Origin of the sequence: Micromonospora vulcania (assembly GCF_042658605.1) — a bacterium.
GTDB lineage: Bacteria > Actinomycetota > Actinomycetes > Mycobacteriales > Micromonosporaceae > Micromonospora > Micromonospora vulcania.
Map to the genome: position 1 here is coordinate 75,913 of NZ_JBHSQS010000007.1, position 14,079 is coordinate 89,991.

Annotated in this window: 13 protein-coding genes; 7 read left to right on the forward strand and 6 right to left on the reverse strand. The window is 71.9% G+C overall.

Annotated elements, in window-relative coordinates; all coding sequences use genetic code 11:
* Positions 1 to 222 precede the first annotated feature (222 nt).
* Positions 223 to 1,905 (forward strand): MDR family MFS transporter, encoded by a 1,683-nt coding sequence (locus ACFQGL_RS13475; protein ID WP_465263526.1) that lies wholly within the window; start codon positions 223 to 225, stop codon positions 1,903 to 1,905.
* Complete coding sequence (gene helR, locus ACFQGL_RS13480; RefSeq protein WP_377510869.1) at positions 1,877 to 4,054, forward strand: RNA polymerase recycling motor ATPase HelR; 2,178 nt, start codon at positions 1,877 to 1,879, stop codon at positions 4,052 to 4,054. Before ACFQGL_RS13475 ends, helR begins: the two co-directional genes overlap by 29 nt.
* A gap of 23 nt (positions 4,055 to 4,077) precedes the next feature.
* On the opposite strand, the gene ACFQGL_RS13485 is transcribed toward helR, so the two are convergent.
* Both ACFQGL_RS13485 and ACFQGL_RS13490 read right to left on the reverse strand, forming a co-directional pair.
* A complete protein-coding gene (locus ACFQGL_RS13485) occupies positions 4,078 to 5,457 on the reverse strand; it encodes a glycosyltransferase family 39 protein (RefSeq protein ID WP_377510872.1) in 1,380 nt (459 codons plus the stop codon).
* A gap of 254 nt (positions 5,458 to 5,711) precedes the next feature.
* Entirely contained in the window at positions 5,712 to 6,746 is a 1,035-nt protein-coding gene (locus ACFQGL_RS13490) for a LacI family DNA-binding transcriptional regulator (protein ID WP_377510875.1), read from the reverse strand.
* A gap of 132 nt (positions 6,747 to 6,878) precedes the next feature.
* Between ACFQGL_RS13490 and ACFQGL_RS13495 the strand changes: the two genes are divergently transcribed.
* The 4 genes from ACFQGL_RS13495 (at position 6,879) to ACFQGL_RS13510 (ending at position 11,151) form a co-directional block, all read left to right on the forward strand.
* Positions 6,879 to 7,835, forward strand: coding sequence for a LamG-like jellyroll fold domain-containing protein (locus tag ACFQGL_RS13495; protein WP_377510878.1), 957 nt, complete (start codon positions 6,879 to 6,881; stop codon positions 7,833 to 7,835).
* A 37-nt stretch (positions 7,836 to 7,872) separates the two neighbouring features.
* Positions 7,873 to 9,975 (forward strand): PQQ-dependent sugar dehydrogenase, encoded by a 2,103-nt coding sequence (locus tag ACFQGL_RS13500; protein ID WP_377510881.1) that lies wholly within the window; start codon positions 7,873 to 7,875, stop codon positions 9,973 to 9,975.
* A 111-nt stretch (positions 9,976 to 10,086) separates the two neighbouring features.
* On the forward strand, positions 10,087 to 10,572 hold the full coding sequence (locus ACFQGL_RS13505; protein ID WP_377510884.1) for a molybdenum cofactor biosysynthesis protein: 486 nt from the start codon (positions 10,087 to 10,089) through the stop codon (positions 10,570 to 10,572).
* A 69-nt stretch (positions 10,573 to 10,641) separates the two neighbouring features.
* Positions 10,642 to 11,151: a hypothetical protein gene (locus ACFQGL_RS13510; RefSeq protein WP_377510887.1), complete on the forward strand. Its 510-nt coding sequence runs from the start codon at positions 10,642 to 10,644 to the stop codon at positions 11,149 to 11,151.
* Between the two features lie 27 nt (positions 11,152 to 11,178).
* On the opposite strand, the gene ACFQGL_RS13515 is transcribed toward ACFQGL_RS13510, so the two are convergent.
* The 4 genes from ACFQGL_RS13515 to ACFQGL_RS13530 all read right to left on the reverse strand — a co-directional run bounded on the left by ACFQGL_RS13515 (position 11,179) and on the right by ACFQGL_RS13530 (position 13,341).
* Complete coding sequence (locus tag ACFQGL_RS13515) at positions 11,179 to 11,556, reverse strand: nuclear transport factor 2 family protein (protein ID WP_377510890.1); 378 nt, start codon at positions 11,554 to 11,556, stop codon at positions 11,179 to 11,181.
* Positions 11,557 to 11,685: 129 nt separating this feature from the next.
* Positions 11,686 to 12,054 carry an ATP-binding protein gene (locus tag ACFQGL_RS13520; protein ID WP_377510893.1) on the reverse strand — a complete coding sequence of 123 codons (369 nt, stop codon included), beginning with the start codon at positions 12,052 to 12,054 and terminating at the stop codon, positions 11,686 to 11,688.
* A 106-nt stretch (positions 12,055 to 12,160) separates the two neighbouring features.
* Positions 12,161 to 12,997: an SDR family NAD(P)-dependent oxidoreductase gene (locus tag ACFQGL_RS13525; protein WP_377510896.1), complete on the reverse strand. Its 837-nt coding sequence runs from the start codon at positions 12,995 to 12,997 to the stop codon at positions 12,161 to 12,163.
* An 11-nt stretch (positions 12,998 to 13,008) separates the two neighbouring features.
* A complete protein-coding gene (locus ACFQGL_RS13530; RefSeq protein ID WP_377510899.1) occupies positions 13,009 to 13,341 on the reverse strand; it encodes a nuclear transport factor 2 family protein in 333 nt (110 codons plus the stop codon).
* 184 nt (positions 13,342 to 13,525) lie between these two features.
* Here ACFQGL_RS13530 and ACFQGL_RS13535 point away from each other — a divergent pair, with 184 nt between their 5' ends.
* Entirely contained in the window at positions 13,526 to 13,912 is a 387-nt protein-coding gene (locus tag ACFQGL_RS13535; protein WP_377510902.1) for a DUF2267 domain-containing protein, read from the forward strand.
* Positions 13,913 to 14,079 lie beyond the last annotated feature (167 nt).

Sequence of the window (14,079 nt, forward strand, 5' to 3'; positions counted from 1 at the left end):
AACTGGCCGGCGCGAGCCGTCCGCCCATGCCGTCGCGTGGAGCCACCGTCCGCGGGCATCGCCCACCCGGGGCGGTAGCGCGCCGATCGACAGGCGCTCCAGCATGCGTAACGGGGTGCCACGCGCGGCACGGTGACCTCGCGCTGCGCGACGTCGCGGCCTCGTTCGCCGACCAGGTGCTCGCCGCCGGCCTGGCCACACCGAACCACCGAGGAGAAGTTGATGACCGTGCAACCCGAGCCCGCCACGGCGGGGGCCCCGGGGGCCATCCCACCGGACGACCTGGCCGTCGCCGGCGTGCCCGTACCCGCCGAGGCTGCCGCGCCGACACGCCCCGAGGCGGCCGTTGCGGCACCCGACGAGGTACCGGCCCAGCAGGCCGGGCGGATGTCGCACGCCGAGGTGATCCAGGCGCTGTCCGGCCTCATGCTCGGCATCTTCGTCACGATCCTGGCCTCGACGATCGTCTCCAACGCGTTGCCGCGCATCATCGCCGATCTCGGCGGCACCCAGTCGGTCTACACCTGGGTGGTCACCACCGAACTGCTGTCGATGACCGCGACCGTGCCGCTCTGGGGCAAGATGGCCGACCTGTACAGCAAGAAGTTGCTGATCCAACTCTCCCTGAGCCTGTTCGTGGTCGGCTCGCTGATCGCCGGCTTCGCGCCGAACGTCACGGTGCTGCTGATCAGCCGCATCGCACAGGGCGTCGGCGCCGGCGGCATGGGCGCGCTCGCGATGATCGTGATGGCCGCGATGATCCCGCCCCGTGAGCTGGGCCGCTACTCCGGCATCTTCGGCGCGGTGTTCGGCGTGGCCACGATCGCCGGCCCGTTGATCGGCGGCGTGCTGGTGGACACCTCGTGGCTGGGCTGGCGCTGGTGCTTCTTCATCGGTGTCCCGTTCTCGTTGGCCGCGATCGCGCTGTTGCAGAGGACGCTGCACCTGCCGGTCGTCCGCCGGACCGTGCAGATCGACTGGCTGGGCGCACTATTGATCATGGCGGGCGTCTGTACGCTGCTGATCTGGTCCAGCCTGGCCGGTCACCACTTCGCCTGGGGCTCGTGGCAGACCGGGGCGTTCGTCTGCGGGGGCGTACTCCTGCTCGCCCTCGCGGTGTGGACCGAGTCGCGGGTCGCGGAGCCGATCATCCCGCTCGGCATCTTCCGCAACCGTACGGTCACGCTGACCGTGGTGGCCAGCACGCTGGTCGGCGTGGCGCTGTTCGGCGGCACGGTGTTCCTGTCCCAGTACTTCCAGGTGTCGCTCGGCAAGTCCCCGACGGTGGCCGGCCTGATGAGCCTGCCGATGATCCTCGGTCTGCTGGTGTCCTCGACGGTCGCCGGACAACTCATCACGCGGTTCGGACGCTGGAAGGCGTACCTGGTGGCCGGTTCGATCGTGATGACCGGCGGGTTCCTGTTGCTCAGCACGATCGACGCGAGGACCGGCGTGGTACGGCTGGCGATCTACATGGTGGTGCTCGGGGTCGGGGTCGGCATGCTCATGCAGAACCTCGTGCTCGCCGCGCAGAACGACGTACCCGCCGCCGAGCTGGGCGCGGCCACCTCGACGCTGACCTTCTTCCGGAGCATGGGCGGCGCGATCGGGGTGAGCGCGCTGGGCGCGGTGCTCACCAACCGGGTGACCTCGCTCTTCGTCGACCATTTCGGTACGTCGGCGACCGGGGGTGGCAGCGCCAAGGTGCCCGACCTCGAAACGCTGCCCGCGCCGGTCCTGGCCGTGATCCGCGACATCTACGGTACGGCGACCTCGGACCTGTTCCTGGTGGCCGCGCCGATCGGGTTCCTCGCCGTGCTCGCGGTGCTCTTCATCAAGGAGAAGCCGCTGTCCACCCTCACCGGCGAGGAGCGCCGTGCGCGCGAAGCCGCGGATCGGAGCTGACGACGTGCCCCTGACCACCAGTGTGTTCGACCTTCCCGAGCGCCTCGCCGCGAAGGCCGACCCGGCGCTGATCGCCCTCGACGAGCAGCACTTCGCGGCCCTGGCGGAGAGCCTGGAGGAGTTGTCGGCCGAACTGTCCGACCGCCTCGCGGCCGAACGCAGGGCCCCGGGTGGCATCGGCCAGCAGGTGATGGATCGGGACCTGGAGATCCACCGGCTGACCGCCCGCCTGCGTACGCTGCGCCGCTTCGGTGTGGACCTGTGCCTCGGGCGGATGGTCGGCGCGGACGATACCGAGCCCGTGTACGTCGGACGGCTGGGCCTCACGGACAGCACGGGCCGGCGGCTGTTGCTCGACTGGCGTTCCGCCGCGGCCGAGCCGTTCTTCGGCGCGACCCACGCCAACCCGATGGGACTGTCGAGCCGCCGCAGGTACCGCTGGACCCGCGGCCGGATCTCCGACTACTGGGACGAGGTGTTCACCGCGGACGGGTTCGCGGGGCACGCCGCGCTCGACGACCAGTCCGCCTTCATCGCCAGCCTGGGCGGCGACCGGTCGGGCCGGATGCGGGACGTGCTCGGCACCATCCAGGCCGACCAGGACGCCATCATCCGGGCGGGATCCCGCGGCGCTCTCGTCGTCGACGGCGGTCCGGGTACCGGCAAGACCGTCGTCGCGCTGCACCGCACCGCGTACCTGCTCTACTCCGACCCCCGACTCGGGCACCGCCGGGGCGGCGTGCTGTTCGTCGGTCCGCACCAGCCCTATTTGGCGTACGTCGCCGACGTCCTGCCCAGCCTCGGTGAGGACGACGTGCAGACCTGCACCCTGCGCGACCTCGTGCCCGAGGGAGCCACGGCGACGGTCGAGACCGACCCGGACGTCGCCCGTCTGAAGTCGTCGGCGAACCTGGTGAACGCGATCGAGGCGGCCGTCCGGTTCTACGAGGAGCCGCCCAGCACGCCGATGACGGTCACGACCGAGTCGTCCGAGATCTGGCTGAGCGCCGACGACTGGGCCGAGGCCCTGGACGCGCCCGACTCCGGCACCCCGCACAACGAGGCGCGCGACCAGATCTGGGAGGCGCTGCTGACGATCCTGATCGACAAGTACGACGGCGACGAACCGGCCCAACTGCTGCGCGGGTCGCTGGTGCGGAACAGGGAACTGCGGACGACCTTCAACCGCACCTGGCCGCTGCTCGAAGCGGCGGACCTCGTCGGCGACCTGTGGTCGGTACCCGCCTACCTGCGCAGGTGCGCTCCCTGGCTCAGCCCCGCGGACGTGCGCAAGCTCCAACGCGCGGACGCCACGGCCTGGACGGTGTCCGACCTGCCGCTGCTGGACGCGGCACGGCAGCGGCTCGGCGACCCGCAGGCGTCCCGACGTCAGCGCCAGCACCGGGCCGCGGTCGCCGCCGAACGCGCGCACATGGACAAGGTCGTCGACGACCTGCTCCAAGCCGAGGACAGCCGGGAACCGATGGTGAACCTACGACGGGACGTCCAGGCCGCCCTGGCCGACGAGACCGCTCCGCCCGGAGGCGACCCGGACCTGCTCGCCGGCCCGTTCGCGCACATCGTCGTCGACGAGGCGCAGGAGTTGACCGACGCGGAGTGGCAGATGTTGCTGCTGCGCTGCCCGTCCCGGAGCTTCACCATCGTCGGGGACCGCGCTCAGGCCCGGCACGGGTTCACCGAGTCGTGGCAGGAACGGCTCGAACGGATCGGGCTGGACCGGATCACGTTGGCCTCGCTGAGCATCAACTACCGGACGCCCGAGGAGATCATGACGGAGGCCGAGCCGGTCATCCGGGCCGTACTCCCGGATGCCAACGTGCCGACCTCGATCCGGGGCACCGGCGTGCCCGTCGTACACGGAAACGCCGTTGATCTGGGTTCGGTGCTGGACGCCTGGCTCGCCGCGCACGCCGAGGGGATCGCCTGCGTCATCGGCGATCCCACCTTCCAGCCGACGTCCCGCGTCCGGTCGCTGACCCCGGAGCTGTCCAAGGGGCTGGAGTTCGACCTGGTCGTCCTGGTCGACCCCGAGTCGTTCGGCACCGGCATCGAAGGGGCGGTCGACCGCTACGTCGCGATGACCCGCGCGACCCAGCAACTCGTCATCCTCACCAGCCCCGGCCACTGAGCGTTAGGTGCCCTCGGTGCGGCTCACGCCGGGAGGCGCTCCAGCAGGGCGATGCCGAGCAGGGGGTACTGCCAGCGCTGCACGGTCCGGTACCCGGTCCGGATCCGTTGCTGCTTACCCTGCGCCATGTCGCGCAGCGGGTCGACAGAGCTGTCCGCGCGGACCACCCAGATCCTCGGTGGGCTGCCCAGGCAGTTGGCGTCGGGGCACTCCCGGGCCAGGAAGCGGCCGTCGGTGCGCTGGGCCGCCGTCCGCAACACGTCCGCCGGGCGGGGCACCGGCAGGTACCGCTCATAGATGTCCCGCGGCGACCAGGGGATGCTCGGGTGGGTGTCGGGAAACACGACGACGTCGCCCGGGCGGTAACGCGGGCTGATGACCGTCGCGATGCGGAACGAGTCCTGGGTGTGGCCGAACGAGGCGCGGACGGTGACGTGAGCCGGGTAGGCCAGCACGGCGGTCAGGCCGACGACGATGAGCGTACGGGGGCCGCCGAGGCGGGTCAGGGCGGAGGCGGCCAGCACGGCGAGGGCGGGCAGCACCACGAGGACGTATCGGGCCACCCAGACGTGCAGCTGGGTGCCGGCGAGCAGGAGCAGGACCAACGGAACGAACGCCGCGCCGGCCAGGCAGACGTACGGCGGACTGCGGCGCAGTCCGACGACGGCGAGGGCGAGGACGAGCCCGCCGACGGCCGCCGAGTGGAAGAGCCGTTCCGGGAACGCCTGTAGCGCGCTGAGGTCGACCAACGGGATCCAGGAGACCTGGGCGGTCTGACCGGCCCCCCAGACCGAGAGGGCCACCGCCGGCAGCGAGCCCACGCCGGCCGCCACCATCCATCGTGCTGCGGCCCGCCAGCCACCGGTCCGCTGTTGGAGCTGCCAGACACCGACCGCGACGGCGTGTCCGGTGACCATGAGCAGTCCGTTGAGCGGGTGGAAGAGACCGACGAGAGCGGTGGCGGCGCTGTAACCGGCGAGTCTGCCGGGCGAGGGGTTCTCCAGCAGGCGGACCAGGCCGAGCAGTGCCACCGCGGCACCGAGGATCACCAGGGCGTACGACCGGGACTCCTGTGCGTAGCGCGACGTCACGGGCAGGATGGCGAAGATCAGCCCCGCGCTGACACCGGTCCACGGGCCACTGACCCGCCGCCCGAGTGCGGTCACCACCAGCGTGGCACCGACGATCGCGGCGACCGAGGGCAACCGCAGCGCAGTCGTGGAGGTGCCCGCCACGGCGGTGTAGAGCTTCAGCACCGCGTAGTACGGGGTGAGCACCGCGTCCACCGACCCGGCGAGCTGCCACAACTGTGACCAGGAGAGCCGTACCGCTCCCCAGGTGGCCAACTCGTCGGCCCACAGTGCCGGTCCGGTCAGCCGCCACAGCCCGAGGAGTGCCGCCACCAGTGCTGGTCCTGTCCACTGCGCCAGCCGGGCCACCGCTCGGGCACGATCCGGCCATGGCTGGTGTGGTTCCCTGGTCGGCGCGGCGGGGACAACGGACGGGACGGTGGTGACGTCGGCGCGGGGCGACGGCCAGGTGACGGTGATGATCTGCTCCCCGATGGTGGTGCCGGCCGCACCGATTCAAGATCACCGAGTGGTACGCGAACCGTCCGCCGACCTGCCAGTGGGTGAACAGCGGTTGTCGGCGGGAGTCAGGCCACCGGCGCCGGGCCGGTCGAGTCGCGGACGACCAGCAGGTGCCCGGTGGCGCGGCGGCGGGGACGCGTCGAGCGGGGCTTGAGCGCGAGGGTGAGCGCGGTGCGGCCCATTTCGGTCATCGGCAGCCGGATGGTGGTGAGGCTGGGCGCGAGGTCGGCGGCCAAGGACACGTCGTCGAAGCCGACGACCGACATCCGGGAGGGCACCGGCACGCGGCGGGCCCGCAGCGTGGACAGCACCCCGATCGCCATCGCGTCGTTGAGCGCGATGATCGCGGTCGTCTCGGGGTGCTCGTGCAGGATCTGCTCGGTGGCCGCCCGACCGCCGCCACGGGTGAAGTCGCCGTGCACGACGGCGAGGTCGGTGGGGGCCAACCCGCGCTCGCGCAGGGCCGTCGACACGCCGGCGAGTCGGTCGGCGACCGTGGTGAGCCCGGCGCTGCCGGCGGCGACCGCGATCCGGCGGTGGCCGAGGTCCACCAGGTGTTGGGCGAGCGCCCGGCCGCCGGCCTCGTTGTCCGGGAGGACGGCGTCGACGCCGAGCGCGTGGCGTCCGATCGCGGCGACCCGGCCACCGTGCTCCTGGAACGCCGCCAGCTCGGCCCGGGCCTCGGCCTCCACCCGTGGATCGTCGTACCCTGAGCCGCTGATCAGGATGACGCCGACCCGCTGGGCGATCAGGTGCCGCAGCTGTTGCAGCTCGTACGCCGGGTCCCGGCCGGACTGGCAGATCTGCACCAGCAGCCCCTGCTCGGCGGCGAGCTGGATGACCCCGCCGGCGATCTCGGAGAAATAGGGGTCGTCGACCTGGTGGACGACCAGACCCACGGTGGAGCTGGCGCCGCCGGCGAGGGTGCGGGCGTACGGGTTGGCGACGTAACCCAGCTCGCGGGCGACCCGACGGACCCGGTCGGCCACCTCGGCGCTGACGCCCTCGCGGCCGGCGAGGGCGCGGGACGCGGTCGCCAGCGAGACGCCGGCGCGTTCGGCCACGTCCACGAGGCGCAGCCGTTGGCCAGGCCTGGGCATCCGCAACTCCCCGGAAACATTCATGTCACCTGATCTATTGCACGTGACGTTGGGCCGAGCTTAGGGTACGGAAGCGCTTACGTAAGCGCTTACGTGACCGGCACCGGCGTGCCGCGAAATGAGGTGAACGCGATGTCCAGGGCCAGGAGAGCCGCCGTCGCAACCGTCTCCCTACTGGCTGTCGGCGTGCTCACCGGCACCGGGGCGCCACCTGCCCAGGCCGGTCGGGACCAACCCTCCGACGTCCACCCGGCCCTGCGGGCGCACCTGGTCGCCGCCTACGACTTCGACCACCCGGTGCCGGGCGACCCCGCGCTCGAACGCGACCAGGGCCGCTCCGGCACCGAGATCGAGTTGCTCAACGGCGGCGCCGCGATGCGCGTACGGGACCACGCCTACCGGGGCAGCGGCAACGCCGTGCAGACCCGGCAGATCGACCCGGCGGTGGCCGGCAACGACGACTGGAAGGCCGGCACCTGGTCGGCCAGCGGGGTGCGTACCCTGCGCGCCTTCAGCGCCACCGCGGGCACCACCGTGATGGGTTGGTTCAAGCTGCAGATGGACGCGCCGCTGCCCAACTCCACCACCGCCGACCCGACCGACCGGTACAACGCGATCGGCCTGGCCGGCGTGCTGACCGGCGACTCCGACGGCCACGGCGTCCGGGCCCTGCTGGAGCTGATCGACGTCGACGGTGAGTTGCGGCTGGTCGCACTCGGCCGGCGGCTCGACGGCGGCAACTCGCAGACGTTCGCCGCCAGCCAGGACTGGCGGGCCCTGTTGCCGGCGGGGGAGTGGGTGCACCTCGCCGCCACCTTCGACTTCGGCACCGGCGCTCTCGCCCTCTACCGCAACGGCGAACCGGTGGACGGCTTCTACACCCGTACCGACGACCCGTGGCTCGTGTCGGGGCCCGGCCCGCACGTGACGACCGCCTCCGACCCCCGGGGCATCAAGATCGGCGGAAGCTTCCCCCAGGACACGCTGGAGCGCAACCCGTGCGACTGCCGCATGGACGGCCTGATGTTCCTCGACAGCGTGGTCTCCGCGAGCGACGTACGGAGGCAGTACCGCCACCTGGCCCGCTGACCACCCTCGGCACCGTTCCACCGAGAAGGAGACACGCGTGCGCACCCTCCACCACCGCGTCCACGGCATCCGCAGATCCGTGCTGACGGCCGGTCTGACCGCCGTCGTGCTGGCCCTGTCCACCCTGGTCGCGACACCCGCCCAGGCCGCCGGCGCGGTCTACGACCCGATCCCCGAGATGCCGATCCAGTCCCGGATCGGGCTGGTCCTCAGCGAGTACGCCAGCTTCCCGCAGTCACAGCCCACACCGGCCCCGACCGACCAGCGGCTCATGCGTACCGCCCGGATCAACACCATCATGGAGCTGCCCGACGGCTCCGGCCGGCGTGCCGTGCCGGACCTGAACGGCAGCCTCTACCTGGTCGAGGACGGCGTACCGCACGTCTACCTGGACGTGGCCACGACGTTCGCACCGAAGTTCTTCTCCGGCCGTGGCCTCGGCCAGGGCTTCGGGTACGTGGCCTTCCACCCGGAGTTCGGCACCAACGGCCGGTTCTACACCATCCACACCGAGCTGGCGACGGTGGCGACGAGCACTCCGGACTACGCCCAGCCCAACACCATCTACCACGGTGTGATCACCGAGTGGACGGCGACCGACCCGGCCGCCGACACCTTCGCCGGCACCCGGCGGGAGGTGCTGCGCATCGGCTTCGGCGGTCAGGTGCACGGCATTCAGGAGATCAACTTCAATCCCACCGCGAAGCGCCACGGCGCTGACTACGGGCTGCTGTACCTCGCGGTCGGCGACGGCGGCCAGGGCGCCCGCAACACCGACCCGCAGAACCTGGGCCTGCCGCACGGCAAGCTGCTGCGGATCGACCCCCGGGGCACCAACTCCGCCAACGGGCGGTACGGCATCCCACTCCGGAACCCGTTCGTCGGGCAGGCCGGCGCGCTCGGCGAGATCTACGCGGTCGGCTTCCGTGACCCGCACCGGTTCAGCTGGGACCGCTCGACCGGGCGGATGTACCTCGGGCACATCGGCGAGCACGCCGTCGAGGCGATCTACGAGGTCCGCGCCGGTGACAACTTCGGCTGGAGCGAGCGCGAGGGCTCGTTCGTCTTCGACAAGACGGCCACCAACCCCTGCGACCGGCTCTACCCGCTGCCCGCCGACGACGACCGGTACGGCTACACGTACCCGGTCGCCGCGTACGACCACGACCCCGCCGCCGGCTGGAACTGCACCGACGACGTCGGCGTCGCGGTGGCCGGCGGGTTCGTCTACCGGGGACGTGCCCTGCCGGCGCTGCGCGGGAAGTACGTCTTCGGTGACCTGGTCGACGGCCAGGTCCTCTACACCGAGGCCAGCGAGATGCGCCGGGGCCGGGGCCTGGCCCCGATCCACCAGCTCGCCCTGTTCGACGCCGCGGGCGTCCCGGTGCGGATGCGCGACCTCTCCGGCCCCGGCGCTCCGGGCGATCCCAACCGGGTCGACCTGCGCTTCGGCACCGACGCGGCCGGCGAGCTCTATGTGGTCGCCAAGGCCAACGGGAAGATCTGGAAGGTCACCGGCACCCGGGAGTTCGCCAGCGGCGACGTCGGCTGCACCACCCTGCGCCGCACCGCCGGGGCGCAGAACTGGGCGCCGGTCACCCCGGCCAAGTGGCAGTTCACCCGCGACGAGGTGATCCTCGCCGAGGCCGGGGAGAGCCGGCCGGGCCCGCGCCGGCCCTTCGAGTACGCCGTGCTGACCGCCGGGCCGGCGTGGTCGTCGGTCGAGATCGAGGCACAGGTACGACTCGACACGCCGGTGGAGGTCACCAACCGGGACGTGATCATCGTCTTCGGCTGGCGCTCGGACACCGAGTTCTACTACGCCCACCTCTCCACCGACAACACGATCTATCCGCACAACGGCATCTTCAAGGTCAACAACGCCGACCGGGAACGCCTCGACCACCAGTGGAACGGCCGGTCCCGTGGGGCCAACCCGGCGATCACCGACGCCGCCTGGCACCGCGTACGGGTCGTGCACCTGCCGGCCACCGGAGAGATCGCGGTGTACGTCGACGGGCACAAGGACCCGCTGCTGACCGCGAAGGACACCACCTTCGGCTCCGGGCGGGTGGGCTTCGGCTCGTTCGACAACGTCGGCCGCGTACGAAATCTGACCGTCACCGGTACGCCGGCCTGACGCTCGTGGGGGTGGGGACGGCGGCACCCGTGCCGCCGTCCCCACCGCTGTCCGGTGCCCGGGCCGCTGAGCTGGCCCGGAGGGTGCCATTCGGTTCGTAGAATCGCTGCCATGTCGCGGATCGTCGAGTTGCTGGCCTCGCCCGTGCACCGCTTCCTGGGCCGGCCCGCCGACGGTCCGGCGCCGGCCCCGCCCGGGGAACTGGTCGACGTGGTGCGGATCCGGGCCGACCTCGGCATCGTCGGCGACCGGTACTTCGGGCAGCCGGCGCACCGCGACGCCAGCGTGACGGTGATCGCCCAGGAGTCGTTGCCACCCGGTGTCGGCCTGGCGCAGGTCCGGCGCAACGTGCTCACCACCGGCATCGCCGTCGACGAGTTGATCGGCAAGGTGCTGGTCCTGGACTCCGGCGACGGCCCGGTCAGCCTGCGGGTCAATCGGGCGGCCCGGCCGTGCGCGTGGATGGACGTCACGGTGGGCCCGGGGGCGTGGAAGGCGCTGCGCACCACGGGCGGCATCCGCTGCACGCCGCTCAACGACGGTGTACTGCGCATCGGCCCGGTCGAGGTGACGGTGCAGCGGGTACCCGCGCCATAGTGTCGGCCGGGCGATCGCGCGGTGGCCATCAAGGTCCACAATGGTGCGACGGTGACTGGAGGTGGTGGCGTGACCCCCGAGCTGCGCGAGCTCGTCGAAGAGCTGCGGGCCGACCTGGCCGAGGACCAACCGGCGAGCCTGGGGTACGCCCAGTTCGGCGACGGCGCGGCCGCCGAGGCCGTGCCGGCCGGCACCCCGACCGGACTGCGGGACCTCCTGCTGGTCGCCGACGGGCTGCGTGCCGGGCGGATCGAGTTGCGGTCCACCTCGACCCTCGCCGACATCCAGTACTACCTCGACTCCGCACCGGACTGGTCACCCATCCCGGCGGACCGGGCGGGTTGGTTGGTGATCGGCACCCGCAGCGACGAGCCGATCTTCCTGGAGCGCGGCACCGGCGCCATCTGGTACTTCCCGCCGACCGGCACCGAGTGGGCGATGTCCGACACCTTCGAGGAGATCGCCCCCGACCTGGCCTCGTTCGTGCACTACTACCTGCTCGGCCCGGGGTACGCCGAGCTGACCCCCGCCGCCGACCGCTGGTACGCCTTCCTCGACGAGCAGGGCCTGCTCGACTGAGCCGCTCGCGCCCGACGGCCGGCCCGCTCAGACCGGGCTGATGTGCGCGGCGAGAATCCGCCAGCCATGCGGGTCGTCGTGCACCCAGGTGCGGGTGTAGCGCAGCCGCGCCGAGAACGCCGCGCCATCGAACACCCCGGTGACCCGGCCCAGGAAGAACGTCACCCCGGTCGACCCGACGACGAGCAGGTCCAGCTCCTCCTCGACCAGCTCGTCGATGACCGAGGTCCGGTCCCGGTGCGCGGCCAGGTCGTCCCGCTTGGTGTGTTTGCCGCCGTCCGGGCCGATGGCGATCAGCTGGTCGACGAGCAACTGGTCGAGGGCCGCCACGTCCCCGGCCCGCTGCGCGGCCTGCAGAGTGCGCTCGGCGTCGAGCAACTCCGCCTCGCGTTCGCTGTCCGGCATGGTGCCGTCCTCCTGATCCGTCCGCCCGGTGCCACGTCCGTCGGTGCTACCGCATTGTGGCAGCCGGCGCGGCTCGAACGGGTGCGGATCGGCCCGGTGGCCGCAAGCTCGATCACCCCCGGCCGGGTTCTACAGGCCCAGCCGGATCCGTACCACGGTCTCCTCCGGCCCGTCGAGCACGGCGACCTCGTCGCAGATCTGCTCGACGATGGCCAGGCCCCGCCCCCGCGCGGCGTCGGCCGCCGGCATGTCCCGGCCGAAGGCCCGCCCCGCTCCCTGATCGATGACGTCGCAGATCAGCTGGTCCGCCTCGGCCCACAGGTGGACCCGGCCCCCGCCGGTGGCGTGTTGCAACGTGTTGGTGGCCAACTCGCTGACCGCCAGCGCCAGCAACTCCACCCGGTGCGGTGGCATACCCCGGGCCAGGGCCCGGGCGCTGACGAAGGCGCGCAGCGCCCGCAGGTCGGTCGCCACCTGGTACGCCATGGTGTCCGGCATCAGGGCAGCAGCACCCTTCCTCGAAGCGACAGCCGTGCCGGCACATCATGTCACCTGCGGGCTCACTGACCGTGTCGTCCGTTCGGCGGTGATCGGGGTCGTCCGGTCAGGAGGCCGCGTCGAAGCCGATGGACTCGCTCAGCTCGCGCCACCGGGCGTCCGACGTGGCGAGAGCCTCGGCGGCAGCCCCGGCGCCCGCCACGGCGTCAGAGCCGAGCAGCAGCCGGCCGGGCGGATCGTCGACCCGGGTGATTCGGATGATCGCCTGGGCGGCCCGGACCGGATCGCCCGGCTGGCTGCCGTTGGCCCCGCGCAGTCGTTCGCGGGCTGGTTCGATGACCGGCCGGTACGGCTCGCTGACCGGGAGCATCTGCATCGAGGAACCGGCCCAGTCGGTCCGTAGCGCGCCCGGCTCGACGCTGGTGATCCGGATCCCGAAGGTCGCGACCTCCTTGGCGAGGACCGCCGAGAATCCGGCGACCGCCCACTTGGCGGACTGGTACGCGCCCAGACCGGTGCTGGCCACCCGGCTACCGACGCTGGAGATCTGGACGATGTGCCCCCGCCCCTGCTCCCGCATCACCGGCAGGGCGGCCCGGCTCAGGTTGACCACACCGTAGAAGTTGGCCTCGATCTGCGCCCGGAAGTCGTCCTCCGGCATGTCCTCGATCGCGGCGACGTCGGCGTACCCGGCATTGTTGACCAGGATGTCCAGGCTTCCGAACGCGTCCACCGCGCTGCGCACCGCGGCGCGGCCGGCGGCGGGATCGGTGACGTCGAGCGCGACCGCCCGGACCTGGTCGCCGTACCGGTCGGTCAGGTCGTCGAGCTGCGCCTGGTTGCGGGCGGTGGCGATCAGTTGGTCACCGTCGGCCAGCACAGCCTCGGCGAGGGCGCGGCCGAGCCCTCGTGAGCTGCCGGTGATGAGCCAGACTCGGGACACGTTGCCTCCTGCTACGAGCGGATGTTCAGGGCCCCGATGAGGTCGTCGCGCAGCGTGAACCGGTACCGCAGCTCGATGGGGCTGCCCGGAAAGCTGCCGGAGACCCGGGTGCGCACCAGGTACGAGTCGCCCGCCTGCGGCGTGGCCGCCAGGGGCTCGGCCGTGTACGACGTGTCCGCCATCGTCCGCTGTCGCCAGGCCCGGATCGCGGGCCGCCCCTCGTGCACCCGGTCCTCGTCGGCCACGCTCGCGGTGTCCGCGAAGCAGGCGACGAAGGCGTCCAGGTCGTCGGCCTGAGCAGCCTGGAAGTATCGGTCGATCACCTCGGGCAGGTCGACCGCCATCTGCTCCTCCTGCGCCGTGGGCCACCGCCGGGCCGCCGCGAGAATCCCCGTTCGATCCCACCGTACGAGACCGTGCCGGCACCGCGCGGACCAACCGGAGAACCGCAGATCGGGGGATCGGTGCCGGGTTTGCCGCCGGTGGGCCCGGGTAGCCACGCGTCTCCGGAACGGGAAGGGCGGGGCAATGGCCGAGCTGGCGTTCGTCGACAAGGTTGCCGCACGGGCGGGTGTCCCACCGGCGCAGGCGCGTTCGTTGATCGAGGCCGTCCTGCGGACCCTCACCGAACGGCTGAGCGGCGGCGAGGCCGCCGCGCTGGCACCCCACGTGGCCGACGAGTTGAGTCCGCTGTTGGTCAAGGCCGTCGAGCCGCCGGAGGCGTTCGGCTACGACGAGTTCCTGCGCCGGGTGGCGGACCGCGCCGGAACGGACCGTCCCGCCGCTGAACGGGGAGCGCGGGCAGTGCTCCAGACGATGCACCGGGTCGTCGGGCATCGGGAGTTCGAGGACGCGATGTCCCAACTGCCGGCGGACCTGCGAGCGCTGGCGCAGCCGCTGCCGCACGGCCCCTGACCGACCTCGCCTCCACCACCGGACGCCCAGGTATCGATGGCCGTTCGGTCGCTGGCGTGCCGTAACGGTGCCGTATCTACTGTGCGTGACCGATCGAACGCGCAGTGGTGGTGGCCGGCCGCGCCCGTCTGCCGGGCCCTCGCCGCTCCGAGCCGAGGAGCGTCCCC

Coding starts and splice junctions, on each gene's coding strand:
- ACFQGL_RS13505 (WP_377510884.1), top strand. CDS start 10,087: ATGTCGCGGATCGTCGAGTTGCTGGCCTCGCCCGTGCACCGCTTCCTG.
- ACFQGL_RS13495 (WP_377510878.1), top strand. CDS start 6,879: ATGTCCAGGGCCAGGAGAGCCGCCGTCGCAACCGTCTCCCTACTGGCT.
- ACFQGL_RS13535 (WP_377510902.1), top strand. CDS start 13,526: ATGGCCGAGCTGGCGTTCGTCGACAAGGTTGCCGCACGGGCGGGTGTC.
- ACFQGL_RS13490 (WP_377510875.1), bottom strand. CDS start 6,746: ATGCCCAGGCCTGGCCAACGGCTGCGCCTCGTGGACGTGGCCGAACGC.
- ACFQGL_RS13515 (WP_377510890.1), bottom strand. CDS start 11,556: ATGCCGGACAGCGAACGCGAGGCGGAGTTGCTCGACGCCGAGCGCACT.
- ACFQGL_RS13520 (WP_377510893.1), bottom strand. CDS start 12,054: ATGCCGGACACCATGGCGTACCAGGTGGCGACCGACCTGCGGGCGCTG.
- ACFQGL_RS13475 (WP_465263526.1), top strand. CDS start 223: ATGACCGTGCAACCCGAGCCCGCCACGGCGGGGGCCCCGGGGGCCATC.
- ACFQGL_RS13530 (WP_377510899.1), bottom strand. CDS start 13,341: ATGGCGGTCGACCTGCCCGAGGTGATCGACCGATACTTCCAGGCTGCT.